This window comes from Methanobacteriaceae archaeon, from assembly GCA_013403005.1.
In the GTDB taxonomy this organism is placed as follows: Archaea; Methanobacteriota; Methanobacteria; order Methanobacteriales; family Methanobacteriaceae; genus Methanobacterium.
Map to the genome: position 1 here is coordinate 91,751 of JACBOA010000002.1, position 25,946 is coordinate 117,696.

A 25,946-nucleotide genomic window follows, 5' to 3' on the forward strand; every position below is an offset into this window, starting at 1 on the left:
AGCTATTAGCTGTTAAAGGGCTAATCTCATATAAGAGATAAGGTAAGGGTAAGCCATCATGATGAAAGCAATTCCTGCAGTGATTACCCATACCACGGGATTCCATTTTAAAACTTTTGCCCCATCCAACATAAATAGGGGTAGAAGATTGAAAAAAGCAAGGAAACTGTTAATGGTGAATCCAAGCCCACATATTAAGGACAATATGGGAGAAAATGACACGAATGGTATCAGAATGAAGAATATTACCGCCAGTGCTATGTTAGTTAATGGTCCAGCAAGAGATATCTTCCCATTTTCCTCACGAGATATATATTCCCCGTGGATGTATACCGCCCCAGGTGCGGCAAATACAAATCCAAATGCGGCAGATATTATGGCCAGGACTAATCCCTCAACCCACATCCTGTATTCAGAATAAAAACCGTACCTTATAGCCATAAATTTATGTGCCAGCTCGTGAAATACGAATCCAGATCCCACAGCAACTAAAGTTACAGGAATTAATGATATGAAATCTCCTTGATTGATGTTTCTGAATACATAAGCAAAAACTCCTGCAATAACCAGCATGGAGATTATTATGTCCCTAATCTCACGGGAAGTGAAGTTAACCATAATATTATTAAGAATCCTTAATCATTTATAAATCATTCCACAATTTTATTCTAGAAAAAATGTGCTTTTAAGAGCAGTTTTAATCCTAAATAATTGGTTAAAATTGAAAAACATGTTTACAGATTGTTTATTCAACTAAATTCATCAACTAATTTTCCATATCAATCAAAAAAGTATTATTTTAACTTTTTTCCATTATTCCACATCTCAAATCACATTTATAAAAGAGGATTTGCTAATTAAGAAATATAAAGATACAGGATTAATAGGAATATGGATATGAAATATCAAACTGCCAGATGATATTTAAGGATTTTCAGATTATTAATTTCTATTATAAGGATTCCAGCTAATTAAAATTCAAAAAAGGAAAGATACAGCCGAAGATAAAAATTATAATAGAAAATTGGAAAACACCTATTATATTATAATTGTCGTTAATTTATATTTATAATAACCAATAAACTATCATAAACCATTAAAACCGGATTTAGACTATGAAGCTTGAGGAAATACTGCAAAAAATGCAAGAAGAAACAATGGAAATATTCATTGTTATTAAACCCGAGAATATCGGATATGTAACTGATTTTATGCCATCTAGTGCATCAGTTTTAATTTTAAAAGAAGAACCTCTCCTATTGTCCTCCAAGATGGACTTGGAAGAGGCTCAGGAAAAATCATGCCTTCCTGTGGCAGAGTATAAATCCGTAAAGGACCTTAAAAAAAGGTTGGAAAGTGAAAGAAAGAGTAAAGTGTTTGTTGAAAACTCCATGAGTATTGGATTTTGCAGGAAACTGTTTGAAAATTCCACTATAGGAGTTACAGATATTATAGAGAGGGTGAGGTCAACTAAATCCAAAGAAGAAGTGGGAAAAATTAAAGGAGCCATCAAAATTGCTGAGGATTCCTTTAAAAAACTTGATTTTTCCAATTTAAATATTAGTGAAGATTATTTAGCAGCGCAACTGGAGTATAATATGCGAGTTGCAGGTTCTGTGAGGCCTGCTTTTGAGACCATTGTGGCTAGCGGACAACGCTCAAGTCTTCCCCATGCTTCATCATCATCACAAAAAATAGAATCTCCTGTAATGATTGATTGGGGTGCTCATCATCAGAACTACAAATCTGATATCACTCGTACCCTGATAAAAAGTGAAGAAGAGGAAGAAATTTTCCAAATAGTTTTAGAATCCCAAAAAGAAGCCATTGAAAATATCAGGCCAGGTGTACAGGCATCCCATATTGATAAAGTGGCAAGAGAAGTTATTGAAGATTATGGTTATGGAGACAACTTTATTCATTCAACAGGTCACGGAGTGGGTCTTGAGATTCATGAAAAACCATCTTTATCCATGAAAAGTGATGAAAAACTTGAAAAAGGGATGATTGTGACAGTTGAACCTGGAGTATATATTGAAGGAAAGTTTGGAATCCGAGTTGAAGACATGATTTTGATTAAAAATAAAGCACAAGTGTTAACCCGTCTTCCTCAAAAAATATTCCTCTAATAAATATCTTGAAACCATCCTCAACTTCCAAGTTGCACTTAAACATCAGGAATACCCTATGACATCATAACCACACATAATAAACATTAAATTAACAAATAATATATAATGGGAGCATAATATTATATACAAGAACATAATATACTAATAAAGCTATAAGTATATTTTATCTTAGGTGAAAAAATGGCCATAATACCTTCTGCTCTTAACCCCATATCCAATAGTATTGACAATATATTTCCTGACAGGTTCCTAGTTCGTCTGCAGGAAACACTAATTCGTTCTGGGATGTACGTTAAGGCATCTGATCTTTTAACCCTGATTGGTGGTGCAGGACTATTTTTAGGCATTATAGCTCTGATTGCATTTACACTCCTGAATGCAAACCCATTTATAGGCCTTATTCTGGGTTTAATTGCCCCAGGTGCTCTTGTATTCATATGGCTCTTTTTTATGATGGAACGCAGAGTAGACGCAATTGAACAGAGTACTCCTGATTTCTTAAGGCAGATTTCATCACTTCTCAGATCAGGTATTGGTATTGAAACTGCATTGGAAGATATATCCAAACATGGTGAAGGTCCATTAACAGACGAACTGAAAAGGGCGGTTATTGAGATAAAAATAGGCAGTACCTTCGAAGATGCATTATTAGGAATGGGAGAACGTCTTAAATCCAAAACACTCGACAGAACTTTTAGAATGATTATTGAAGGTAGGAGAGTTGGAGGTAGCCTTGCAGATGTCATTGAAACAGTTGCAGAAGATTTAAGGGCTATTTTAGCGTTGCAGAGGGAAAGAAGAGCCAATGTTATGATGTCAGTTATGTTCCTATTGATTGCAGCTGTCATTGCCGCTCCATTCGCACTGGGAATGGCAATGTCTTATTCTGCTTTCATCGAATCTTTGGGAAAACCCAATCCCCTATTAGGTGCTGCATCCATTGGAGCTGCGGGATATATTATCATACACTCAGCAATTGCAGGTATTTTAATGGGGATCGTGCTTTATGGTAGTGCCAAAAAAGGTGTTAAATTCTCTCTGCTCCTGATGCCTGTGGCATATGGTCTATTTTACGTGGTCATAACCTTTGCACCCTCACTACTCTTGGGAATCTAATAATGAGGAGTGTTTCTATGAAAATGAAAAAGATTGAAATATTTAAAGATGAATCAGCCCAGACCTCTGCTGAATATATTCTGATATTCGGTGGTATCATTGTTATTGTCTTAGTGGCTATTATTTCCTATCAAAACTATGTTAAAGGAGTCGGGGCGGACATAACCAACGGTAGTGAAATGAGTAGTTTAAACAGTAACCTGACACAAATAAATAATACATTGAATGGATTATAAAAAGTTTTTACCAATTGATTATATTTGGTAGATTAATATATCCCTAAATCCACTAGTGTGGATTAACTTCATTTTCTCTTTTTTTAATACTACTTCTAATTATCCTATGGGGGTTAATCATATGGAGATGTTAATAAATGGACAATTAATTGATAAAAAGAATAAAATGCCGGTAATAAATCCTTTTAATAATAAAATTGTGGATCATGTCCCCCTGGGAGATGCTGAAGACGCAAAATACGCTATATACGCAGCTAATACTGCTCAAAAGCACATGGCAGAAATGTCTTCCCGCAAGTTGTCCCGTATTTTATATGATGTTCACCAGGAGTTGAAGGAAAATATCAAGGAGCTCTCTGAATTAATAACTCTTGAAACAGGCAAACCAATCAGGGATTCTAAAGTAGAAATTGAACGATCTCTACAAACTTTGCTTTTGGCTGCAGAGGAATCCAAAAGAATTTATGGGGAAACTGTTCCCATGGATGCAGCCATAGCAGGTAAAAATGTTTTTGGATTTACCATGAGAATCCCTTTGGGTGTAGTTGCTGCTATCACTCCTTTCAACTATCCGGTTAACCTGGCAATTCATAAAATAGCTCCTGCTCTGGCAGCCAAAAATACAGTGGTATTTAAACCATCAAGTCAAGCTCCTTTAGCAGCCCTTAAGATGGCCGAGATAATGGGAAGACATTTGCCTGATGGTGCAGTTAACACCATCACCGGCCCGGGAAATTTGTTAGGAGATGAGATTGTATCCAGTGAACTGGTTAGTAAGATATCTTTCACTGGTTCAGTTTCAACTGGCCTTTCCATAGCCCGTAAATCTGGGATGAAAAAATTAACCCTGGAACTGGGAGGAAATGACCCCCTGATAGTTCTAGATGATGCAGATTTAGATAAAGCCGTAACTGCAGCAGTTAGTGGATCCAATCTGTTCTCAGGGCAGGTTTGCATTGCAGTGAAACGGATCATTCTTCATGAAAAAATCGCAGACCATTTTGTGGATGAACTTCAAAAGAAAACCCAAAAGCTGAAAATGGGAGACCCCATGGACCCAAAAACAGACTTGGGCCCCCTTATTAACGAAAATGCCGCTATTCATGTGGAAACCTTGGTAAATGATGCCCTTGAAAATGGAGCGGAACTCATATGCGGTGGTAAAAGAAAAGGAGCCTTTTACGAAGCCACCATACTGGATCAGGTTAAAAAAGACATGAAGTTAGTTCAAGATGAAACTTTCGGCCCTATTTCACCCATAATCCGAGTAAAAGATCTGGATGAAGCAATTGATACTGCCAACTATTCACAGTACGGATTACAGGCCGGTGTCTTCACCCAAAGCATAGAAAATGCTAAAAAAGCTGTTAAAAAAATTGAAGCAGGTTCAGTGTTAATAAATAAACAATCAACCTTCCGAACTGACAACATGCCATTTGGAGGGTTTAAAATGAGTGGAATGGGTAAAGAAGGAGTTAAATATGCTGTTGAAGATATGACCCGCAGTAAGCTGGTGGTTATTGGATGATTTTACTGGATGATAATAGTGTCTCTGATGATAAATTCAGGATACATTTATCCTGTATCATTCAGCCAAAAAAAAAACAAAAATTAATAATAATAAATTATTCTAGAAATTTTTCAACAAGATTCCGGGTTTCATTTAAAGCATCGAGTGGGATTCCCTGGGGAATCCTTCCTAAATCTCCTTTTACATCCTTTAAAATCCCTTCATTATCTCCTAAAAACATTCCCTCGCTAGTTATTCCCATGAAAACCTCTGGAGGTAGTAAGGCCACTGCCACTTGGTTTTTTTCCTTAACTTCCATATCGTTGGTCACTACAGTTATTGCTCGTTCCTGCAGGTTAACATTACACACCAGGAGTTGATCAGCGTGGGGATGTTTTGAAACACTTAAGATTTCTCCTTTTTTAATATCGATCCCCATTACCGGGTCATTTATTTCACCCAGACTAATACGGGCCCTTAATCCAGAGATGGTGTTGATGAAAAATTTGATCTTAGAGAGAGATTCCTCTAGTTTTTCCTTTTCATCACGATTAGCCAGATCCAAGAATTGTCTGTGCCAGGATTCGCCACCCAGGGCTTCCACTATCTCCTGTACCTGACTCTCCATTAAAGCTATTTGGGAAGTTTCAGTCATCTCAGCAGGGCTGATGTAGGAATAATAAAGGGTCTGAATTTCTGATTTCATTTTCCCAGCAGATGCCAAGGCCTGTTTTTTATTCCATTTACCCTTAAGGGTGGATCCTTCAATAGTTCGGATGAAGAGTTCTATTGATTTTTCTGCCACCATTAGTCGGTAGTCTTTGCTTGTATCCCACATAAAAACACCATTTATAATTATAAAAATTTTATCCAGTTGAAAATTGAACTCATAATTGAATAAACCAATAATTGGATAATTATGGTATATATTTTAATAAACAAGGGTAAAAAACCCTATTTCACTTATTAACAACCTTATAGACCTAAATCATCTCTTAACATCCTCATTTTTCCCTAATTCATAGAATTTAATACCAGTAATCTGAAGATTTATTTGAAATTTTATTTATAATTTTAATAAGACCTGATAATTAGGAGAATTAACTTAAATATTTCATGATTAAATAACGTTTCTTTAGAAATATTTAAGTAGAGGGAAGGTTTAAATTTAATTTAATTAACGGTGCACCTAAATATGTGTGATGAGTTTCAAAAGACCAATGGGTATGTGCCAAAAAATGAGAGGTGGAAAGAATGGTGGAATTAACAAATCTGTACAACTTAGATGTATACACCACCCGTGGAAAGTATGTGGGCCGCATCCAGGATGTAATTTTAAACATTAAAAAGGGAAGGGTTTCAACATTAAAAGCTGTTGCCATGAACCCTGACAAAAAAACAGTGGGTATTAAAGACGTAATAACCAAAAGTATACGAATAGTTCCTGAAGGAGATGAAATCAGACCTTTAAAGGAAGAAGGAACCGTAGAAATACCCTACGACAGAGTTCAAGCCGTGGGCGATATTTTACTTATCAGTCCTGAAATAAAAGAATCCCCTTCAGCCGTGACTACGGAGACTTAGATTTAGATGAGAGTTGGTATCCTGGGGTGCGGTGCCATAGCTAACATTATAACAAATTTTGCAATGGAAGGAAAGCTTGGCGTTGACATAAAATTTTTTTACGACCGGGACATGGAAAGAGCCGAAAACCTTGCATCCCAAGTGGATGGAAGGGTGGTTCTGGACATGGAGGACATGCTAAGCCAGGTGGATCTGGTAATTGAAGCAGCTTCCCCCCTAGCTGTAGAAGAAATGGTCCCAACCATCCTAAAAGAGGGTAAAGATGTAATCATTATGAGCGTTGGAGGCCTGATGGACTTAGAAGTAAGATCAAAGCTTCAAAAATTAGCCAAAGAAAATAATTGCAGGATATACGCCCCTTCAGGTGCTATAGTAGGTTTGGATGGGATAAAAACTGCTTCTTTAGGGAAAATCCAGAGGATCACCCTGGTTACCAGGAAACCGCCACGTTCACTGGGAATTACCACGGAAAAAGAAACCATTCTTTACCAGGGAAAAGCCAGCGAAGCCGTGAAAAAATTCCCTTTAAACATAAATGTAGCCGCCACAGTAAGTATTGCAGCGGGCCGTGACATAGAAGTTAAAATCATTGCCGATCCCCAGGTTGATCGGAACATGCACGAATTGGAAGTTGTGGGAGACTTTGGAGAATTCCACACCATAACCAGCAACCTTCGCTGCTCCATGAATCCAAAAACAAGTGTTTTGGCCGCTTATTCCGCAATTAAGCTTCTTAACAGCCTTAATGAAAACTTGCTGGTGGGAACTTGAATTTCTGCCTTTGATATTTCATTTTATTTTTATAATTATTAATTAATTTGGTATTAGTTACTAATACATGATAATTGACTAAAATAGCTTACAAAAAAACAAAATCTGTTTAAGAGAAAAATTTTTTTGCTGATTATGATGAAGGAATGTGAAATATTTTCCAGTTTGAAAGTTCCATGCTCTTCAAAAGTTGTTGTTAGGCTTGATGGTAGGAATTTCTCACAATTATCCCGTAAACTGGGGTTTGAAAAACCATACGATCTAGATTTTGTTAAGGTCATTTCAAAGGCCGCTTGCCATTTATTTGCAGAGTTCAGTCCCAGATTCATATACATTTTTTCCGATGAACTTAGCTTGCTCTTGAAAGAGACACCCTTTGCAGGCAGGGTGGAAAAAATAGATTCTGTTATGGCCAGTTTCATGAGCAGTGCATTCACCTGGAATATGATGGGTAAAAATAAATATCTAACTGTTTTAAAAGAAATCAAACCCATTTCATTTGATGCACGAGTGATTCCTCTTTCTGATAAAGGAGTTATTGAATATTTCAAAGAAAGACAAATGGAAGCATGGAGGAACTGTCTTAATGGGTATGCATACTGGACCTTGAGAGAAGAACACTCCAAAAGTAAAGCCATGAAAATTCTGCATAAAAAGAAAAGTAGCCAGTTGCATGATCTTCTATTTGAAAGAGACATTAATCTTGCCCAGGTACCTTCCTGGCAAAGAAGAGGTATTGGAATCTACAAAAAAACAATTGAAATTGAAGGTTTAAATCCTTTAACCCATGAAAAAGTAACCTCCCTTAGGAAGAAAATTTTCCTAGATTGTGATCTGCCTATTTTTGATGAGGAGTTTTTTCACAACCATGAATTAATATGATGCTGGAGATGCCTTCTTTCTGGTGAAACCAGTTCTTGTGACTTTTATATGTAATAATCTCAAAATTTATCTCATAATTTAATGGCAATCATTATTAAATTGTTCATTATACTACCATTATAGTAATATATATCAGACCTTGCTACTTTAAACGAATAAAAAAAGAAAATCCTGATTGATTATATGACTATAAAAGATGGTTGGATAGACAAGATAATGAGTTTCATCCTGGGAAATCGGGATAAAAATTTCCATGAAATCCTGGTGGACCGGGAAGTAGTAGATGAAATAATACAAATAGCCAGACAATCTCATCCGCTTGAATTCGTAGCCATGCTGGAGGGAGGGATTGAAAATGGAGTTTTGAAGATAGATGGTCTGGTATTTTCATCTGGTGACCGTTCAAACCAAGGTGCAGTGATAAATACCTTCATGATTCCCATCACCACCCGTACTGTAGGTTCAGTGCATAGCCATCCGGGTCCCAGTGCCAGCCCTTCCCCTGCAGATCTGCAACTTTTTGCCAAAAAAGGTTTTTTTCATATTATCATTGCCCAACCCTATATTGAAGAAAGTATGGTTGGTTATGATACCTTTGGAGAGATAATAAATTATCGCATAGTCTAGATTTAGAACAGGATTTGATAATACAATTAGCCCGATACTAAGAATATCAACTTAAGGTCAACTAAAGATTAAAGCAATGGAATGTAATGATTAAATGTCCAGCTCAATTTTACGAATTAAATTGTGGAATTTGATTTTTGTTTAAACTTAATCCCATCTCGCTTCAATTAAAGCCTTAAATAAAATGAGTAGCTGAATTAATGGATAAAATGACCTATTATAAGCATAGAGGCTAAAGGAAATAATAAATAAAATAAATTAGAAAAATGGGTATCTCAATAAAAATTAAGAAATAATTAATTGAAATCTCTTCTATAGTGCAATAGCCACTGCATCGTAGACATGGGGCAGTGCTTTAAGGGCATCTTCCACTTCTTTTGAAACTTTCTGATCTACTTTGAGAACCATTACTGCTTCTCCACCTGGTTTCTGTCTTCCAACCTGCATTTTAGCTATGTTAATTTTGTGTTCGCCCAGTTTTGTGCCAATTGAACCGATTATGCCTGGAATATCTTTGTAACGGGCTATGATCATGGTTCCTTCAGTTTTCACGTTAACCTGATAACCATTAATCCTCACGATTTTAGGTTCCCTACCTAAGAAACCTTCAATACTCACCTGGTTACCATCAGATTTCACTTCAATACTTATAAGATTCTTGTATCCCTTAGCATCACTTCTTTTACCCTCAGTTATTATCACCCCCCTATTTTCAGCCACGGCAGGCGCGTTAACCAAGTTTACGGGTTCAGTGAGTATGGGGTTCAGTATTTCCTGGAGCAATATGCGGGTAAGTATATCATGTTTAGGGATCTCCGCCAGTTCACCGCAGTATGTAACCTCCAATTCATTGATGTTGCCCTCTGCAGTTTGTATTAGGAATTTACCCAGTTTTTCTACCAGTTTGAAATAAGGTTTTATGAGCTGGAAGGTTTCTGGATCAAGGACTGGCATGTTAATGACATTACGTGGAGATTCTCCCTTAAAAACCTTTTTTATTTCTTTAGCCACAATTATAGCAGCGTCACGCTGAGCTTCAGAAGTTGAAGCAGCTATGTGTGGGGTTAAAACCACATTGTCAAGTTCCAGGAGTGAACTACCTTCCGGAGGTTCATTTTCAAAAACATCAAGAGCAGCCCCACTTATGGTGCCATTTGAGAGTGCTTCGTATAAATCATCCTCGTTGATGATCCCTCCCCGGGCACAATTAACTATGAGCGTGTTTTCTTTCATTATTTCAAATTGGGGCTTGGATATTAAGTGTTTAGTTTCTGGAGTTAGAGGTACGTGGATGGTTACAACATCAGCATTTTCCAGAAGTGTTTCCAGATCCACTACTTCCACTCCCAGTTCTAATGCTGCTTCAGGAGTGATGTATGGGTCGTAAACTATGATATCCATTCCAAATGCCTTGGCCCTTATAACTACCTGGCTGCCTATGCGGCCCATGCCCACTATTCCCAGGGTTTTGCCATTGAGTTCCATGCCCATAAACTGGCTTTTTTCCCATTTACCTGCCTTTACTGAAGAATCTGCTATGGATATCTTCCGGGATAGGGATAAAATCAACCCCATGGTGTGTTCTGCCACAGTTATGGATGTTGATTCTGGAGCGTTTACCACCATTATTCCCCTTTCGGTGGCTGCTTCCACATCCACATTATCCACACCCACCCCTGCCCGGGCAATGATCTTAAGGGAGGATGCGGCTTCAATAACTTCCCGGGTGACCTTGGTTCTGCTTCGCACTATTATGGCATCAAAGTCTTTAATATCTCTAACCAGTTCTTCTGGAGTGATATCAGTTCGCACTACTACTTCTGCAACCTCTTCTAGTTCTTCTATTCCTTTCTGGTTTATCTGATCAGCGATAAGTACCTTCATATTATCCATATTATCCATTTTTTCACCAGCCTTAGGGGGCTTGAGTTTCTATTATAATTAATGATATTGATATTCAATTATACTTTAAGTGAGAAGGATTTAAATTTGTTGTGAATCTTAAAAAATTAATTGATCATTATTTAGTTCACATTTTAAACACAGCTTTTAACTGTATAAATGGTTTAAAATCCTATTCCAAACAAATACAACACTTAAAACAGTTAAACAATATTTAAAAAATAATTAAAAGTTTTTTATTCAATCTAGTCACCATTAAATCTTTTTTGATTTTTATCCCTATATTTTTTTAGAATAAGATGTTAAGGTATTTAAATGTAGATTTATTGTTTAAATAAAATAATAATAAATAATTATCTAAATAGATTATCCAATAATGATTATTCCATAAGAAACTTAATTTAATGCTTTGAAATCCCTAAAAACATATTATTATATATTCAGTTAGTACTATAACATTTATAGAAATTTTAATCAAATCTTTTATATCAGAAATATGAATTAGAGAGTTTAAAGTAGGAGGTAAGAGAATGGTTTCAGTGGATGAATATATAATTGTAAGCTCTAACTACATACCCGGATATGAAATTACAGAGACTAAAGGATTCGTATACGGCCTCACAGTCCGTAGTAGAGGAGTGGGTGGGCAGATAGGTGCAGGGATACGTTCCATGTTTGGGGGAGAAATCAAAGAGTATGTGAGCATGATGGAAGAAACCAGGGACGAAGCCCTGATGAGGGCCATTGACCATGCCAAAGCAATGGGTGCCAACGCCATAATCAGTGCCAGGTATGATTCCAATGATATTTCTGATATTATGCAGGAGATATTGGTTTATGGAACCGCTGTAGTAGCTCAAAAGGTTGAATGAACAATTTCACAAGAATAAATGAAGATTTGAATTACAATTTAAGGAAAATCATGAAAATTGAATGCAATAAAAATTTATTTTGAAGATTCGAATGTTTCAAGGTTATCTAAAAATCAGTGGAGTAGATGTGCCCAGAACTTTACTGGGGACTTCCCCCTTTATTGGAGCACCACAGTTCGGACACCGCGCCCGACTTTACCTCCTGGATCTCTACCGAAAACCAGAGGCCATGGCCCGTATTATTATAAAATCTTATGAGTTAGGAGTAAGAGGAATACAACTCCTCCCCTATCCTCCGGTAGTAGAAGCTCTGGAGATGGCACGCCATGAGGGTTTTCCCATGGATATTGTGGCCACTATCCGGCCCGAGAGTGAAGGAAACCTTGGTGACATTGAACTTCTGAAAAGTCTTGATGCGAAGGCCATGTTGTTACACGCATCCATTACTGATCAACACAATTGGGAGTTATTAGGGGAAAAACTGGATGAAGTAAATGATGCAGGAGCAATACCTGGATTGGTTACCCACATGCCCTTTAAAACCACTGCTGAACTTCTTGATTCGCCTATTCTGGATGATTTCCAGATTTACGCAGTTCCTGTTAACCGCCTGGGATATTTAATGGATTGTGATACCCACGGGCCCGAGGAAAGGGCCCAGTTAAGGGAGATTCTCATGAAAATGAATAAAACAATTCTGGCCAAGAAAGTGTTAGCTGCCGGTATAATGACGCCTGACGACGCTTTTGATTATCTAAAAACATTAGATTTCGTGGATATGGTTGCTGTGGGGATTGCTTCTGAGGATGAAGCCCAAGAAACGTTCATTAAACTGGCTGAAAGATGAGGCTGAAAGATGAAATATTGAAAAATGATCTAAATTATGGAAATAATCTTTTTGCTAGTAATATAATATTATTAAATAATACAATTAAAAATAATATTGATTACATTTACTTAATTACATTCCCTTCTTTCAGCCAGCATCTTAAAAAATTCGGCAGGACTTTTCATTTCCCCAATTTCCCAGCTGTGAACTACAGGAACACCATCAATACACTTCACTTTCTTCTTTTTCTCCAGAATGAAAACCGCTTCAGTGCCAATAACTGCTGAAAGATCATTCAAGTTAGTTGCCATCCTCTGCAGAACTTTTTGATTCCTGTTTTTCTCAAGATCTGTGATTAAGGGCTCTTTTTTATCCTGAATCTTCGAATTATGAATCTTTGAATGAACATCCAAATCACCTATTTCGGGTTTAGCCAGGGCATCGAAGGGTGTTCGGTTAGTGTTAATCACACCAAAACCAAGATCAACCAGTTCCCGGGGCTCACCTTCCCCTGTTTCAGGGGTTTTTGGTTTTTGAGGTGTTTGGAATAGATTAACAGAAAGGGTGATCTTCATGTTCAGAATGCTTTCCAGTAAAAATGCAGTTTCAGGTTGTGCCCTAGCCCGACCAGTCTCATATTTGTACAGGGTTTCCCTGGAAATGTGGGCCTGATCAGCCAGATCCTTCAGGGAAAGATTCTGCTCTTCGCGTACTTCCTTAACTATCTGTCCATCGATTTGAACGTAGTAACCACCCCTACCCGCGAATATTTCCGGAAATATTCCCTCCACCACAATATTACGTAGAGTGGTGGGAGCTATAACTGGTATTCCATGACGTTCATATACCACATCTTCTTCTAGAATTTCATTTTTAGATTTAAGTCCAATTAGTAGTGGTGATGCCAGGAAAGTGTGAGCTACTCTTTTAATTTCCTGAGCATGAGCTGGACTGAAAGCATCTACATTAACCAGCACTTTCATTAAAAGTAATATTAGTTCCCTGCGGGCCACCAGATCAAAACAACTCCGATCATATATATTAGAAGTGTCAAAACCATGCTTTAATAAAAGCTCATTGATCTCGTTAATTATATGATCTCTGTTGGATGGCATATTTGATGACATCAAAAAACACCTGGTGATAGTTGATATGAATAATTTAGATATTAATAATTCTGATATTTTTAAGGTTCATGTAGGTATAGATGACACTGACTCCTCCCAGGGAATGTGCACTACTTATATATGTTCTGTGATTCTGGACCGACTTAAAGCTTGTGGTTTTCGGGTGGAGGGACCACCACGACTCATACGTCTGAATCCATTCGCACCACATAAAACACGTGGAAACGGTGCAGTGTCATTTAAAATGGTATTAAAATCAAAAAAACAGCTTTTAGAAGCTAAAAAACTTATTTATAACACCGTAGATGAACTGTCGGTGATGGATGATCCCAAAACCAATCCTGGTTTGATATTTTATGAGGGGGAAATAACACCTCAACTTGAGGATTTCGCCCTAAAAACCATTAGGACCATTGTGAAGCAGGAAGAAGCTGAAAAATTAGCCAGGAAATTAGGTGCAGAAGTTTTCAAGTTCAAAAAAGGGAGAGGTGTTATTGGTTCCCTGGCAGCTATTGGCTGTCCCCTTGATGATGCCACATTTGAGTTACTGGCCTATCGTGATCCTGCAAATTATGGTAAAAAACGATTGGTGGATGCAGAATCTGTCAGAGAAATGGACCATGCCACTTATCCTCATACTTTTGATAATTTAGATGATGGGTACATGGCCATCACCCCCCACACTCCATGTCCGGTACTATACGGTATCCGGGGAGAAACTGAAGAAGCTGTCATAGAAGCTCAGAAAATGGTGAGAGTATGTGAACCCATAGAACGTTCGATGGTGTTTATAACCAACCAGCACACAGACCTGCACCTGCAATTTACTTCTAGTATCAAAGAAATGGAACAATTCCAGTGTTACATTGTTAAAGGAACAGTTAAAGATTTTCCATTGGTTATTGAGGGAGGTCATGTTATTTTCACTCTGATGGATGAATCCAGTGAAGTGGAATGTGCTGCTTATGAACCTACCAAACAGTTCCGGGATGTGGTGCGGGAGCTGGTTCCTGGAGACCAAGTGGTGGTTTATGGGGGAATTGGACGAAAAGGAACTTTGAATGTGGAGAAAATTGAAGTCTTGGCTTTAGCACCATTATACAAATATGTTAACCCCCTTTGTGACTGCGGTAAGCGTATGAAATCTGCAGGGACTGGTAAAGGTTTTAAGTGCCCCCGATGTGGGAATAAAATACGTAGCAATTCTAAAGAAAAAATTGAAATTTCCAGAACCCTTAAAACAGGTTTTTATGAAGTTCCACCTTCAGCACGACGTCATCTGAGCAAACCTATTGTGAGAGGAATCTGAAACCGGGGAAAAATATGTTCTCTAAAGACCATGAAAAACCCAGATATTCACAAAGCATTACAAGAGATTTAGCTGACTTCATTGTATCTACAGAGTATCATGACCTTCCAGAAAGCGTTGTTGAACAATCAAAACTCTGTTTTTTGGATTTTTTATCAGTTACTCTTGCAGGATCTCGAACTAAAAGTGCGAGAATTATTAGGAAGATAATTAGTGGAGATATTGAATCTGGAGGGTTAACAACAAGTGAAAATTTTATGAATGATAAATCTACGATCATAGGCTGGGGAAAATCTAATCCAATGGATGCAGCTTTAGCTAATGGAGTTTCAGCCCACTCTCTGGATTTGGATGATGGGCATCGATTGGCTCATCTACATCCTGGTGCCTGCGTAATCCCTGCAGCACTGGCTTTATCAGAAGTTTATGGGAAATCCGGGAAAGACTTTATAACTTCCTTAGTGGTGGGTTACCAGGTTGCAATACATCTGGGCATGACTTTGAATCCTCAACACCGCAATAAAGGTTTTCACAGCACAGGAACCTGCGGAACCCTTGGAGCAGCTGCCGCAGCATCGAAGATAATGGAATTAAATTTGAAAGAGGTTTTAAATGCCCTGGGGATTGCTGGAACTCAGGCTGCTGGATTATTAGAATCTGATCATGCTGGTAGCATGGCCAAGCATCTTCACGCAGGTAAAGCTGCTCAAACAGGATTATTATCAGCATTACTTGCCAGTGAAGGTTTCACCGGAGCTTGCACAATTTTAGAGGGACGTGAAGGTCTCTTTAAAGCTATGAGTAGTATGGAAAACCTAGAAAAAAATGTGCACTGGAAAAATCAGGATAAATATGAAATAATGGGTGTTTATTTCAAAAAATATCCAGTTTGCAGACATTTACATTCTTCATTAGACGCTGTTATAAATTTAATGAGTAAGAATAAGCTTAATCCCACGGATATTCAGAATATAACCGTTGAAACTTATGAAATTGCCGCTTCCCATGCTAACTATCAACCGGAAACAGTGGAAGGAATCAGACAAAGTCTGCCTGTGAGTATTGCAATAGCCATTCAAGAAGGAAAACTGACTGTTGAAAATATTTCAACCATTTTAGATAGTTCAGGGACTCATCTGGACGTTATAATAAATGAACTTGCTGGTAAAGTAAAGATAAAATTAGATGAAAAAGAGAACAATCTTTATCCACTTAAAAGACCATCTAAAGTTACCATTAAATGTGAAGGTAATGTTTACACGGAACGAGTTGAACTGGCTAAGGGAGAACCTGAAAACCCCTTCAGCGAAAATGAACTGTTGGAAAAATTCAAAGACTTGAATCCCCATGTTAAAACTGGTTGTTTGCAGATTCTAAAAGATTTAGAATGTGAAAAATTAGTAGATGTAATGCAAGTTCTTAATAATGGTTTAAAAATCAGAGAAAAATAGTATTAAGTGAAAAGTGATTTTTATGGACACCGTGGATTATTTAAATAAGTTAGGAATCATAAAACCCGATGATAAATTGCCAGATTCAGCCAAAAGGTTTCAAGACGGTGCTCAGTATCGTTTTGAAGTTCCAGGTATTCAGAAACCTGCAGCTCTTCATGGTCTTCTGGATGCTCTGGATAAATATGGAATAATGGTGCACCGGGTAACCCAGACCAAGGGTATTATGCTCCTCACAGACCAGGAGATACTTGAAATGGCAGAAATGGCTAAAGATGCCCAAATTGAGCTCTTTTTAAGTGTGGGTCCGCGAGCTACTTATGACACCAGTGCTTCTGCAAAAACCAAAGAAGGTGCTCGGATAGGATATCGCTTAAGAGGTTATGATAACCTTAACTATGCTGTTGAAGATGTTAAACGTGCGGTGGATCTTGGTGTGCGAGGAATTGTGGTATACGATGAAGGTTTATTATGGGTACTGGGTAAGATGCGTGAAGAGGATGAGTTACCTGCTGATGTGCACTTTAAGGTTTCAGCTCACTGTGGTCATGGCAACCCTGCATCAGCACGACTTTTGGAGAGTATTGGAGCAGATTCATTTAACCCGGTGCGAGATCTGCAGATAAACATGCTTGCCTCCATCAGAAAAGCCATTTCTATCTCTCTGGATATTCACACGGAAAATCCTAAATCCTCTGGTGGATTTATCAGACACTATGAAGTACCGGAAATAATTAGGAAAGCTTGTCCAGTTTACCTTAAAACAGGTGGGGCGGTGGCTGCCCATCATGGATATGATACCACTCGTAAAGAAGCAGCAGAACGTGCAAGGCAAGTTTTACTTGTTCAGAACATGATCAACCGGTACTACCCCGAGGCAGTGATGTCTAAACAAGGAGTTGAAGATTTAGCCATTCCCCAATAATTGAATATTAAATATATTAAAACATGTGTATATTAATATGGAAATATCAGTTTAAGGGTACTTGTTTTATATTTCCATAAAGTTTTAACCTCTTCAGCTTAAAAGACTAATATTTAAAAAAAAATCTGAATTTGGAGATTTAATGTCAGCAAAAATCACTGGTCTGGTCAGGAATGCAGTTATAGATGCGAGCACAACATTCAGAGAAGACCAGCTGGCCGCCTACCAAAAGGCGATTCATGAGGAAGAAAATGATAATGCCCGCTGGGTCCTGGAATTACTCCTGGAAAATGCTAGAATAGCAATGAGTAATAAAGTTCCCCTGTGTGACGATACTGGGATCCCCCATGTTTTAGTTGAATTAGGGCCAAATACACCTTTACCAGAGAATTTTTTCAATCAAATAGAGGAAGGAGTGATTTCAGGTCTCAGGGAACTTCCTGGAAGGCCCATGGCAGTCCTAGGGAATGATGTTGAAAGGATGGAGCAGAGCAGGGGGCTTAGTAATGACCCTGGAAAAGTAATGCCTCCGGGAGTTTTGATTGATCACATGGATGATGAGGGCATTAAAATCCATATTCTGATGTTAGGTGGCGGTCCAGAGATAAGAAGCCATACATATCGTGTTTTTCACCAGAGGGATCACAGAAATCTTTTTAAGGAAGCGTTAACATGGATGAGATCAGAGGTTCCTAAGTTAGGATGCACACCATGCATCCCTGCCATAGGGATTGGTAGAACCCATTTTGAAGCTTCATCACTTATGCTGAAGGCAATGGCCTATGGGAATCTCAATGACCAATCAGAAATTGAGAAAAAAATCACTGATTCATTGAATCATACCAAAGTAGGTGCACTTGGTCTGGGGGGTTCTGTTACTGCCCTCGGTTCTATGGTTAAAGTAGGACCTCAAAGGGCCAGTGGAGTTCGAATCGTTAGCATGCGACCTTGTTGCTGTGTTGAGCCAAGAAAAGCATCTATTTACCTATCACAAGATTTAATGGAGTAAGAAAATGGCAATTGGAAGAGAGACTGTGGAAAATTTATTAAAGATTACCAAGCCCCGATGGAGAACCTCCCTTACCAAAGTGGAACCCAACCGGATCATCACCCGAGGATACCCTCAGGAAGATTTGATTGGAAATATTTCTTTTCCAGAGATGGTTTATTTACTTTTAAAAGGTGAGTTACCAGGATATGAAGAGGCAAAAATGTTAGAGGCAGTTTTAGTTTCTTTCTGCGATCATGGTCTAACTCCACCCAGCACCCAGGTGGCCCGGATAATGGCCTCCACTGGCGCTCCCATGAACACATGTGTATCTGGAGGCATTTCTTCATTTGGAAAACACCATGCAGGGGCCCTGGAACGTTCCATGCAGATAATTCAAAAATTAATAAAAGAAGGCATTGCTAATAGTGGACCTCCTTCCTCTCGTGGTGATTTGAAAAACTTGGCACTACTGGCAGTGGAACACTTTCTGGATAAAGGTAAAAAAATACCTGGATTTGGACATCGTTTTCATGATAAGGACCCGCGACCGGATAAATTAGTGAAAACTGCTAAAAAGTATGGATGTTTTGGTATTCACACTCAATTAGCAGTGTCCATTGAGGATATACTCATAGAAATGAAGGGTATCCGTATGAACATTGATGGTGCTAATGCCGGGATACTCTCGGACATGGGATTTGACTGGAGATGTGGAACTGGAATATTCACCATAGGAAGAGTTCCAGCGCTTGTTTCACATATACATGAAGAAAAATCCTTTGAAACTCCTTTTAGGAAGTTTGTCGAAGTTGAGGATATTTATTACGATGGTTTAGAATCTAGAAATATTAATTCTGACCGTAAAATACTTAACACGAGTAAATAAGTTTTCTAACTCCTTTTTTTCTTCTGAAAATTAAATAGTAAAAGATATATATCCACTAAAATAGAGTTTCGTTCATCATGGTCATATTAGGGTGATTTAAATGACAACGATATCGGAAGCGATAACAACGATAAAAAAGGCTGAAAGTGATGCCGATAAACTAATAAAGGACACAGAAGCCAAGTCTTCTGAAATGATCCAGGAAGCTAAGTCTAAATCAAAAGAAACCATAGAAAAGGCAAAAGAATCCGCGAACATTGATGCTGAGAAAATCACATTTGAAGCCGAGACTAATGCCAAGAAGGAAGCATACAAAATAAACAATCAAACCAATGAAAAAGTAGAGATAACAAAAAGTAAAGCTACCGGTATGGTTGATGAGGCTGCAGAAGTCATTGTAAAAAGCATATTATAGTGTGAGTACCATGTTCAAGCCGGCAAGGATGAAAAAGCTCAGGATTATCACCCTGGACAAGTACGCAGATTCTGCTGTGAATGCACTTCACGAAGCAGGACTGGTCCAGATTGAAGATATATCCGAGCGAATACAACAGGATGCAGAATGGAGACAGATCCTGAAACCATCCAGCGCCTCTCCTTTTACCGCGAAAATTTCTTCCCTTCTTATGAAAACATCAGGAACCGCTGATTTTTTAAAGTCAATGGCCCATAAGGAGAAAGGAATTTTACCCCTGGTGAAGGGTTTCATAAACCCACCACCCATTCAAAAAGTAGAAGTAGAAGCCTTGGATGTTCAGGAACTGATTGATAAGGCTGAAAAAACCCTGGGAGAAGTTGAGTCGCGTACTCAACCCCTGGAAGAAAAAATCAACCAACTCGACTCAAAAAAAACTGAACTTGAAAATTCCCTTAAAGTAGCGCAAAACCTTTTAAATTTTGATATTGACCTTTCTCTTCTGGAAGGATCTGAATATGTCTCTTTTATTGCTGGTAAAATATCATCAGAATCCTATGACACTTTTGAAAATAGTCTAAAGGATATTAATGACGAAATAGTAGTTTTTGACCAGGAAAGTGAATCCAAAGGATTCAAAATACTGGTTATTGTAACCTTAAAAAGTCATTCTGATGAAGTTTTAAGTCAGCTGCGGAAGCTTGAATTTGAAAGATTCGAATTCAATGCACTGGAAGGTAAACCCAGTGAGATAATATCTAAATCCGAATCCGAGATTGAATCTATCAGCAGAGAAAAGGAATCCATCTTAGAAGATCTGGCAGATATATCTGCCGAATGGTTAAACCCGCTCATGGGCCTCAAGGAACAGTTAGAAATTGAAAAACAACGCAACGAGATTTTCTCTTCCTTTGGAGAAACAGAGAATACTAAAATGTTCGAGGGATGGGTAACTGAAAAGCAATTGAAAGAAGCCCTGGTGACTATTGACACTTCAACTGAAGGTCATTCCATTGTGGATGTGACTGACCCTGATGTCAATAATGATAACATTCCAGTTCATCTTGATAATCCTCGTTTTGCCAAACCATACGAGATGTTTGTGCACATGTATTCTCCCCCAGATTACCGGGAGATTGATCCCACCATTTTGATGGCCATCATATTCCCCTTCTTCTTCGGTTTCTGTCTTACAGAAGCTGGTTACGGGATAGTTGATGCAATGGTGGGTTATATTATATTCCGAGGTCTGGGAAGAAACAGTAAAACCATGGCCAACCTTGGCCTTATAATGGTTGCCTGTGGAGTTTGGGCCATAATCCTGGGACTGGTAACTAACAGTTTCATCGGAGACTTTATACCCAGGTTTATTATGGGAGATCCACAAGCAATGATCCCCACCACCATTCCCTCTATAAACTCCTTCGCACATCCGGAAAACATCCTTATAATTGCATTGTTAGTGGGTGTGCTGCACATCAACATGGGTTTGGCCTTTGGAGCCTACAACAACATCATCCGTGGAGATGTACGGGAAGCTTTAGGAGCTCAAATAGTATGGTTTATAATTGAAGCCGGTTTAGCATTACTGGCTATTGCCTACCTCATGTTAGGTGGGGGAATATTAATGTATCTGGGAGGAGCTATTTTCGTAGCAGGCCTAATAATGCTTGTTTACTTGAATGGTCCCTTCGGACTCATGGACCTCTCAGGTTTCCTGGGAAACGTTCTTTCATACGCCAGGCTACTGGCATTATGTCTTTCCACAGGAGGAATTGCCACCACAGTTAACATCTTAACTGGAATTGTGGGAGATATGATTCCTTTTATTGGAATAATACTTGCACCCCTAGTCTTTATTGGAGGACAAATTGCAAACCTTGCCTTCCAAACATTGGGTGCCTTTATAAATGCACTGCGTTTGCACTATGTTGAGTTTTTTGCTCAGTTTTACATTGGAGGAAGTCAAAAGTTTAGGGCCTTCAGAGCCAAAAGAAAGTACACTGATTTAGGAGGAAAATAATATGGTAGAAGTCGCTTTAGGAACAGCATTAGCATGTATCGGTGCTGGATTAGCAGTCGGTTTTGCAGGATTAGGATCAGGTTTAGGACAGGGAATAGCAGCAGCAGGGAGTGTAGGTGCTGTGGCAGAAGATGAGGACATGTTCGCCAGAGGTATCATCTTCACCGCACTACCCGAAACCCAAGCTATATACGGATTTCTGATTGCTATACTCCTCATGGTGTTCACCATTATGGCTAACAAAGCACTGCCAGCATCATTAGGTCTGGTAGCGATAGGTGCCGGAGCAGCAATAGGATTCGCAGGTCTCGGGTCTGGTATGGGTCAGGGTATCACCGCATCCTCATCTGTAGGTGCAGTAGTTGAAAACGAGGACATGTTCGCCAGAGGTATCATCTTCACCGCACTACCCGAAACCCAAGCTATATACGGGTTCCTGATTGCTATACTCCTCATGGTATTCGGTGGAATTCTGGGATAACTCCGGGATGATAGAGATGAGTGCCGGAACAGAGAAGATAGTCTCAAGTATAATGTCTGATGCACAGGTTAAAGCAGAATCCATATTAGCGGAAGCTGAAAAGGAAAAACAATCCATTCTCTCTGAAGGCGAAGCTCAAGCAGCAGCAGAAAAGGAGAAAATCTTAGAAAACGCTCAAAAAACAGCACAGATGAGGTATCAGCAGATTATCTCAGAAGCTAAGATGAACTCCCGGAGAATGGAACTTGAGGCTCGAGAAGAAGTAATAGAAGAAGCATTCAAAAAAGCTGAAGAACAGCTTAAACAGATTGCTTCCTCAGATGCAACTGAATACAAGACATCTCTGGAAAAAGTGATAACTGAAGCTGGTGTGGAGATAGGCGGAGGTGACCTCATAGTCCTGGTTAAAGAAAGCGATAAGGATAAAATAAAAGGTTCTTTACCTTCTCTTGAAAAGACTATCAGTGATAAAACCAGCAAACCAACAAAACTGGAGATGGGAGAGGCCATAAACACCATTGGCGGTGCCATTGTAAAGACCAAAAATGGTGAAATAGAGGTAAACAACACCATCGAAGCAAGAATGTTGCGCTTTAAAAAATCTCTAAGATCCAAAGTTGCAGGGATATTATTCAAATAGATAGGGGGAATTAAATGGCAGAAGACATTGCTACATTAGTCACTGGACTGGGTTTTCCCTCTGTTGAAGCTTTCCTAGCGGCCATGTTAATCGTACTGGCCATATTCGGAGCAATTGTAGTTATCTCAACACTCAGACCAGTTCTGGGGATTTTCCCCTACACTTATCCCAACGCCAGGATAAGGGCTAGGATTGGTAGGATATTCAATGAAAAACAGCTTCAAGAAATCATCGAAGCTGGAAGTATTGAAGAGGTGAAAAACTACCTCCGCGGGTTCCCAGACTATGCAAAATACATTGATCAGTACCCCCTGGAAAAGGCCCTGGACACCCAGTTAGCCGAAAGCTACGATTTAGTTGCTAGGATTACCCCTGAAAACAGCAGAGACGCCTTCAAATTTCTCCTGAAAAAATGGGATATTCGCAACATTAAAAGTATTATAATAGCCAAAGAAGCAGGTTTAACCACCGAAGAAACACTGGACCTGGTGGTTCCATACGGGGATCTTACAGACAAACTTGATGCATTGGTTGATGCTGATAACATCAACGAAGTATTGAATGCGCTGGAAGGGACAGAATACGCCCCTCTACTGGAGAATGCCATTCCCACCTATCAGGAAACAGGATTACTATTACCATTAGAAGCTTCCCTTGATAACTACCTCCTGACAAAACTCCTGAAGAGTGTTTCCACCCCTGAAGATGATAACACATCCTATCTAAAAAACTATGTGGGAACCATGGTGGATGGAGCTAATCTGAAAATCATCCTGCGAGCTAAAGTCGATGGACTGCACTACGATGATATCGAACCTTACATGATCAGTGATGGTTACCAGATCAGGGAATGGAAATTGAAAGACTTAATGGAATCAGAAGATGTTGCTGGAGTGGTGAGTGGCTTGGAAGGAACAGAATACGCTACTTTACTGGCAGAGGCCATGGCCACCTACAATGAAACTGGTTCCATATCCGCCTTTGAAATTGCCCTGGATAACCATGTGGTGGAAACTGCTAAAAAGATATCATTAAAGAATCAGTTCGGAATCGGACCAATGATTGGCTTTTTAAGCCGAAAAGAGAAAGAAATTAAGAATTTAAAAATCATTGTCCGTGGAAAACGGGAAGAAGGATACACCCCTGCCATGATTAAGGAGATGTTAGTATGAGTTCGAAAATAGCAGTGATGGCAGATCCGGATACCGTGACCGGTTTCATGCTAGGAGGCATTAAAGATGGATTTCCCGTGAAAGACATGGATGAAGCGGGAGATAAACTACAGGAACTGTCCAAAGAGTATTCCATAATAATAACTACTGAAAAAATAGGAGACAATTTCAGAGAAAGAATAGACAAAATGAGTAGTGAAAGTACACTGCCCATGATAATAGAAATTCCAGATAAAACAGGCTCAGTAGAAAGGGAATCAGACCCAATCAGAGAGCTTATAAAAAGAGTAATTGGGGTAGAGATGGTAGAATGACTGCCGAAGGAAAGATAATAAAGATAGCGGGTCCTGTTATAACCGCTAGTGGTATGAGAGGGACCCAGATGTATGAGATGGTGAAAGTAGGTGATGATAAGCTTATCGGGGAAATCATTGAACTCGAGGGTGACACTGCCACCATCCAGGTTTACGAAGAAACAGCCGGTATGAAACCCGGAGAAGTTGTGGAAAGTACAGGAGGACCACTATCCGTGGAGCTGGGACCAGGAATAATTGGATCCATCTTTGACGGAATCCAGAGACCACTAGAAACCATTAAACTGGAAGTGGGAGACTACATTGAAAGGGGTGTGGATGTACCTGCACTACCTAAAGATAAAAAATGGACCTTCAAACCCACAGCCACCGCAGGCACCAAAGTGGAAGGTGGAGATGTCATTGGTGAAGTGCAGGAAACCTCTGCAGTAACCCAGAAAATAATGATCCCACCAAATGTAAGTGGAACCCTGAAAAGCATTGTGGGTGCCGGGGAATACACTGTAACCGAAGACATTGCCGAAGTGGAAACACCTAAAGGTCCGGTTAAAGTTCAATTAATGCAAAAATGGCCAGTCCGAGTTGGAAGACCATACAAGAGCAAACTAGATCCGGACATACCACTGGTAACCGGTCAACGAGCACAGGACACCTTTTTCCCTGTGGCTAAAGGTGGAACCGCAGCCATACCAGGACCATTCGGGTCAGGGAAAACTGTTACCCAGCAGCAACTGGCTAAATGGGCTGACGCGGACATCATTGTCTACGTAGGATGCGGTGAAAGAGGAAACGAGATGACCGAGGTGTTAAAGGAATTCCCGGAACTGGAAGACCCTAAAACTGGTAAACCATTAATGGACCGAACAGTCCTTATCGCTAACACATCCAACATGCCAGTGGCAGCCAGGGAAGCCTGTGTTTACACCGGTATAACCATTGCCGAGTACTTCCGTGACCAGGGATATGACGTGGCTCTAATGGCAGACTCCACCTCCAGATGGGCTGAGGCTATGAGGGAGATCTCCGGGCGACTGGAAGAAATGCCTGGTGAAGAAGGATACCCCGCATACCTTGCATCACGTTTAGCACAATTCTACGAAAGAGCTGGTCGAGTAACCACCGTGGGAACTGAAGATAAGACTGCATCGGTAAGTGTGGTTGGTGCTGTATCACCACCCGGCGGAGACTTGTCCGAACCAGTTACTCAAAACACTCTACGTATTTGTAAAGTGTTCTGGGCACTGGACGCATCTTTAGCAGATAAACGTCACTTCCCATCCATAGACTGGCTGCAGAGCTACTCATTATACGTAGACAGCGTGGAAGGATGGTGGGATGATTCTGTGGGTGCAGACTGGAGAGCAACCAGGGATGAAGCCATGGCCCTGCTGCAGAAAGAATCCGAACTACAGGAAATCGTGCAACTGGTAGGACCAGATGCCCTGCCTGACCGGGAAAGGATCACCCTGGAAAGTACCCGTATGATCAGGGAGGACTTCCTGCAACAGAACGCATACCACGAAGTGGACACCTACTGTTCACCATCTAAACAGTATCAAATGCTCAAAACCATTATAATGTTCCAAGAAAAAGCCACCGCTGCCCTGGAAAGAGGAGCATCATCTGCAGATTTAACCGATCTACAGGTTAAAGAAGAAATCGGAAGGATGAAATTCATACCTGAAGATGAATTTGACGCACAGGTCAAAGAAATCCAGGACAAAATAGTTAAACAGACTAGTGAGGTGTGA

26 protein-coding genes are annotated in these 25,946 nt (G+C 39.5%); 22 read left to right on the forward strand and 4 right to left on the reverse strand.

Annotated features, from left to right (window positions below; genetic code table 11):
- Positions 1 to 12: 12 nt before the first annotated feature.
- Complete coding sequence (locus tag HVN35_02790) at positions 13 to 618, reverse strand: site-2 protease family protein (protein NYB51479.1); 606 nt, start codon at positions 616 to 618, stop codon at positions 13 to 15.
- Between the two features lie 497 nt (positions 619 to 1,115).
- Here HVN35_02790 and HVN35_02795 point away from each other — a divergent pair, with 497 nt between their 5' ends.
- The 4 genes from HVN35_02795 (at position 1,116) to HVN35_02810 (ending at position 5,012) form a co-directional block, all read left to right on the forward strand.
- Complete coding sequence (locus HVN35_02795; GenBank protein ID NYB51480.1) at positions 1,116 to 2,129, forward strand: M24 family metallopeptidase; 1,014 nt, start codon at positions 1,116 to 1,118, stop codon at positions 2,127 to 2,129.
- A gap of 183 nt (positions 2,130 to 2,312) precedes the next feature.
- On the forward strand, positions 2,313 to 3,248 hold the full coding sequence (locus HVN35_02800) for a type II secretion system F family protein (protein NYB51481.1): 936 nt from the start codon (positions 2,313 to 2,315) through the stop codon (positions 3,246 to 3,248).
- A 23-nt stretch (positions 3,249 to 3,271) separates the two neighbouring features.
- The gene (locus HVN35_02805) at positions 3,272 to 3,484 is read left to right on the forward strand and encodes a class III signal peptide-containing protein (GenBank protein NYB51482.1); all 213 of its coding nucleotides are present in this window, start codon (positions 3,272 to 3,274) and stop codon (positions 3,482 to 3,484) included.
- 121 nt (positions 3,485 to 3,605) lie between these two features.
- Positions 3,606 to 5,012 carry an aldehyde dehydrogenase family protein gene (locus HVN35_02810; GenBank protein ID NYB51483.1) on the forward strand — a complete coding sequence of 469 codons (1,407 nt, stop codon included), beginning with the start codon at positions 3,606 to 3,608 and terminating at the stop codon, positions 5,010 to 5,012.
- Between the two features lie 97 nt (positions 5,013 to 5,109).
- Here the strand turns inward: HVN35_02810 and HVN35_02815 are convergent, their stop codons facing one another.
- Positions 5,110 to 5,832, reverse strand: a complete 723-nt coding sequence (locus HVN35_02815) for a tRNA-binding protein (protein ID NYB51484.1) — start codon at positions 5,830 to 5,832, stop codon at positions 5,110 to 5,112.
- 416 nt (positions 5,833 to 6,248) lie between these two features.
- Between HVN35_02815 and HVN35_02820 the strand changes: the two genes are divergently transcribed.
- The 4 genes from HVN35_02820 (at position 6,249) to HVN35_02835 (ending at position 8,858) form a co-directional block, all read left to right on the forward strand.
- Entirely contained in the window at positions 6,249 to 6,578 is a 330-nt protein-coding gene (locus HVN35_02820) for a PRC-barrel domain-containing protein (GenBank protein NYB51485.1), read from the forward strand.
- 6 nt (positions 6,579 to 6,584) lie between these two features.
- Positions 6,585 to 7,349: an aspartate dehydrogenase gene (locus tag HVN35_02825; GenBank protein NYB51486.1), complete on the forward strand. Its 765-nt coding sequence runs from the start codon at positions 6,585 to 6,587 to the stop codon at positions 7,347 to 7,349.
- A gap of 138 nt (positions 7,350 to 7,487) precedes the next feature.
- Positions 7,488 to 8,231: a guanylyltransferase gene (locus HVN35_02830; protein ID NYB51487.1), complete on the forward strand. Its 744-nt coding sequence runs from the start codon at positions 7,488 to 7,490 to the stop codon at positions 8,229 to 8,231.
- A gap of 183 nt (positions 8,232 to 8,414) precedes the next feature.
- Positions 8,415 to 8,858, forward strand: coding sequence for a Mov34/MPN/PAD-1 family protein (locus HVN35_02835; GenBank protein ID NYB51488.1), 444 nt, complete (start codon positions 8,415 to 8,417; stop codon positions 8,856 to 8,858).
- Between the two features lie 312 nt (positions 8,859 to 9,170).
- Here HVN35_02835 and HVN35_02840 read toward each other — a convergent pair whose 3' ends face one another.
- Positions 9,171 to 10,742 carry a phosphoglycerate dehydrogenase gene (locus HVN35_02840; protein NYB51489.1) on the reverse strand — a complete coding sequence of 524 codons (1,572 nt, stop codon included), beginning with the start codon at positions 10,740 to 10,742 and terminating at the stop codon, positions 9,171 to 9,173.
- Positions 10,743 to 11,290: 548 nt separating this feature from the next.
- Between HVN35_02840 and HVN35_02845 the strand changes: the two genes are divergently transcribed.
- On the forward strand, positions 11,291 to 11,632 hold the full coding sequence (locus tag HVN35_02845; protein ID NYB51490.1) for a heavy metal-binding domain-containing protein: 342 nt from the start codon (positions 11,291 to 11,293) through the stop codon (positions 11,630 to 11,632).
- 91 nt (positions 11,633 to 11,723) lie between these two features.
- Positions 11,724 to 12,479, forward strand: a complete 756-nt coding sequence (locus HVN35_02850) for a hypothetical protein (GenBank protein ID NYB51491.1) — start codon at positions 11,724 to 11,726, stop codon at positions 12,477 to 12,479.
- Positions 12,480 to 12,589: 110 nt separating this feature from the next.
- Here HVN35_02850 and HVN35_02855 read toward each other — a convergent pair whose 3' ends face one another.
- Positions 12,590 to 13,576, reverse strand: a complete 987-nt coding sequence (locus tag HVN35_02855; protein ID NYB51492.1) for a transcriptional regulator — start codon at positions 13,574 to 13,576, stop codon at positions 12,590 to 12,592.
- 37 nt (positions 13,577 to 13,613) lie between these two features.
- Between HVN35_02855 and HVN35_02860 the strand changes: the two genes are divergently transcribed.
- The 12 genes from HVN35_02860 to HVN35_02915 all read left to right on the forward strand — a co-directional run bounded on the left by HVN35_02860 (position 13,614) and on the right by HVN35_02915 (position 25,946).
- Complete coding sequence (locus HVN35_02860; protein NYB51493.1) at positions 13,614 to 14,897, forward strand: DUF1743 domain-containing protein; 1,284 nt, start codon at positions 13,614 to 13,616, stop codon at positions 14,895 to 14,897.
- 14 nt (positions 14,898 to 14,911) lie between these two features.
- Complete coding sequence (locus tag HVN35_02865) at positions 14,912 to 16,348, forward strand: MmgE/PrpD family protein (GenBank protein ID NYB51494.1); 1,437 nt, start codon at positions 14,912 to 14,914, stop codon at positions 16,346 to 16,348.
- A gap of 22 nt (positions 16,349 to 16,370) precedes the next feature.
- On the forward strand, positions 16,371 to 17,273 hold the full coding sequence (locus tag HVN35_02870; protein ID NYB51495.1) for a peptidase: 903 nt from the start codon (positions 16,371 to 16,373) through the stop codon (positions 17,271 to 17,273).
- Between the two features lie 142 nt (positions 17,274 to 17,415).
- Positions 17,416 to 18,282 (forward strand): fumarate hydratase, encoded by an 867-nt coding sequence (locus HVN35_02875; protein NYB51496.1) that lies wholly within the window; start codon positions 17,416 to 17,418, stop codon positions 18,280 to 18,282.
- A gap of 4 nt (positions 18,283 to 18,286) precedes the next feature.
- Positions 18,287 to 19,150 carry a citryl-CoA lyase gene (locus HVN35_02880; GenBank protein NYB51497.1) on the forward strand — a complete coding sequence of 288 codons (864 nt, stop codon included), beginning with the start codon at positions 18,287 to 18,289 and terminating at the stop codon, positions 19,148 to 19,150.
- A gap of 100 nt (positions 19,151 to 19,250) precedes the next feature.
- Positions 19,251 to 19,565, forward strand: coding sequence for a V-type ATP synthase subunit H (locus HVN35_02885; protein NYB51498.1), 315 nt, complete (start codon positions 19,251 to 19,253; stop codon positions 19,563 to 19,565).
- A gap of 10 nt (positions 19,566 to 19,575) precedes the next feature.
- Positions 19,576 to 21,588 (forward strand): V-type ATP synthase subunit I, encoded by a 2,013-nt coding sequence (locus HVN35_02890; protein ID NYB51499.1) that lies wholly within the window; start codon positions 19,576 to 19,578, stop codon positions 21,586 to 21,588.
- Position 21,589: 1 nt separating this feature from the next.
- Positions 21,590 to 22,069 (forward strand): V-type ATP synthase subunit K, encoded by a 480-nt coding sequence (locus HVN35_02895; GenBank protein NYB51500.1) that lies wholly within the window; start codon positions 21,590 to 21,592, stop codon positions 22,067 to 22,069.
- A 16-nt stretch (positions 22,070 to 22,085) separates the two neighbouring features.
- Positions 22,086 to 22,709, forward strand: coding sequence for a V-type ATP synthase subunit E (locus HVN35_02900; protein NYB51501.1), 624 nt, complete (start codon positions 22,086 to 22,088; stop codon positions 22,707 to 22,709).
- Between the two features lie 14 nt (positions 22,710 to 22,723).
- Entirely contained in the window at positions 22,724 to 23,881 is a 1,158-nt protein-coding gene (locus HVN35_02905) for a V-type ATP synthase subunit C (GenBank protein ID NYB51502.1), read from the forward strand.
- Positions 23,878 to 24,195: a V-type ATP synthase subunit F gene (locus tag HVN35_02910; GenBank protein NYB51503.1), complete on the forward strand. Its 318-nt coding sequence runs from the start codon at positions 23,878 to 23,880 to the stop codon at positions 24,193 to 24,195. The genes HVN35_02905 and HVN35_02910 overlap by 4 nt, the downstream gene beginning before the upstream one ends.
- Positions 24,192 to 25,946: an ATP synthase subunit A gene (locus HVN35_02915; protein ID NYB51504.1), complete on the forward strand. Its 1,755-nt coding sequence runs from the start codon at positions 24,192 to 24,194 to the stop codon at positions 25,944 to 25,946. The genes HVN35_02910 and HVN35_02915 overlap by 4 nt, the downstream gene beginning before the upstream one ends.

Excerpts from the sequence above, each read along its gene's own strand:
- HVN35_02840 (NYB51489.1), bottom strand. The coding sequence starts at position 10,742 with ATGAAGGTACTTATCGCTGATCAGATAAACCAGAAAGGAATAGAAGAA.
- HVN35_02860 (NYB51493.1), top strand. The coding sequence starts at position 13,614 with ATGAATAATTTAGATATTAATAATTCTGATATTTTTAAGGTTCATGTA.
- HVN35_02915 (NYB51504.1), top strand. The coding sequence starts at position 24,192 with ATGACTGCCGAAGGAAAGATAATAAAGATAGCGGGTCCTGTTATAACC.
- HVN35_02855 (NYB51492.1), bottom strand. The coding sequence starts at position 13,576 with ATGCCATCCAACAGAGATCATATAATTAACGAGATCAATGAGCTTTTA.
- HVN35_02890 (NYB51499.1), top strand. The coding sequence starts at position 19,576 with ATGTTCAAGCCGGCAAGGATGAAAAAGCTCAGGATTATCACCCTGGAC.
- HVN35_02795 (NYB51480.1), top strand. The coding sequence starts at position 1,116 with ATGAAGCTTGAGGAAATACTGCAAAAAATGCAAGAAGAAACAATGGAA.
- HVN35_02805 (NYB51482.1), top strand. The coding sequence starts at position 3,272 with ATGAAAAAGATTGAAATATTTAAAGATGAATCAGCCCAGACCTCTGCT.
- HVN35_02820 (NYB51485.1), top strand. The coding sequence starts at position 6,249 with ATGGTGGAATTAACAAATCTGTACAACTTAGATGTATACACCACCCGT.
- HVN35_02825 (NYB51486.1), top strand. The coding sequence starts at position 6,585 with ATGAGAGTTGGTATCCTGGGGTGCGGTGCCATAGCTAACATTATAACA.
- HVN35_02845 (NYB51490.1), top strand. The coding sequence starts at position 11,291 with ATGGTTTCAGTGGATGAATATATAATTGTAAGCTCTAACTACATACCC.
- HVN35_02895 (NYB51500.1), top strand. The coding sequence starts at position 21,590 with ATGGTAGAAGTCGCTTTAGGAACAGCATTAGCATGTATCGGTGCTGGA.
- HVN35_02900 (NYB51501.1), top strand. The coding sequence starts at position 22,086 with ATGAGTGCCGGAACAGAGAAGATAGTCTCAAGTATAATGTCTGATGCA.
- HVN35_02850 (NYB51491.1), top strand. The coding sequence starts at position 11,724 with ATGTTTCAAGGTTATCTAAAAATCAGTGGAGTAGATGTGCCCAGAACT.
- HVN35_02870 (NYB51495.1), top strand. The coding sequence starts at position 16,371 with ATGGACACCGTGGATTATTTAAATAAGTTAGGAATCATAAAACCCGAT.
- HVN35_02865 (NYB51494.1), top strand. The coding sequence starts at position 14,912 with ATGTTCTCTAAAGACCATGAAAAACCCAGATATTCACAAAGCATTACA.
- HVN35_02800 (NYB51481.1), top strand. The coding sequence starts at position 2,313 with ATGGCCATAATACCTTCTGCTCTTAACCCCATATCCAATAGTATTGAC.
- HVN35_02880 (NYB51497.1), top strand. The coding sequence starts at position 18,287 with ATGGCAATTGGAAGAGAGACTGTGGAAAATTTATTAAAGATTACCAAG.
- HVN35_02875 (NYB51496.1), top strand. The coding sequence starts at position 17,416 with ATGTCAGCAAAAATCACTGGTCTGGTCAGGAATGCAGTTATAGATGCG.
- HVN35_02885 (NYB51498.1), top strand. The coding sequence starts at position 19,251 with ATGACAACGATATCGGAAGCGATAACAACGATAAAAAAGGCTGAAAGT.
- HVN35_02910 (NYB51503.1), top strand. The coding sequence starts at position 23,878 with ATGAGTTCGAAAATAGCAGTGATGGCAGATCCGGATACCGTGACCGGT.
- HVN35_02835 (NYB51488.1), top strand. The coding sequence starts at position 8,415 with ATGACTATAAAAGATGGTTGGATAGACAAGATAATGAGTTTCATCCTG.
- HVN35_02810 (NYB51483.1), top strand. The coding sequence starts at position 3,606 with ATGGAGATGTTAATAAATGGACAATTAATTGATAAAAAGAATAAAATG.
- HVN35_02905 (NYB51502.1), top strand. The coding sequence starts at position 22,724 with ATGGCAGAAGACATTGCTACATTAGTCACTGGACTGGGTTTTCCCTCT.
- HVN35_02815 (NYB51484.1), bottom strand. The coding sequence starts at position 5,832 with ATGTGGGATACAAGCAAAGACTACCGACTAATGGTGGCAGAAAAATCA.
- HVN35_02830 (NYB51487.1), top strand. The coding sequence starts at position 7,488 with ATGAAGGAATGTGAAATATTTTCCAGTTTGAAAGTTCCATGCTCTTCA.
- HVN35_02790 (NYB51479.1), bottom strand. The coding sequence starts at position 618 with ATGGTTAACTTCACTTCCCGTGAGATTAGGGACATAATAATCTCCATG.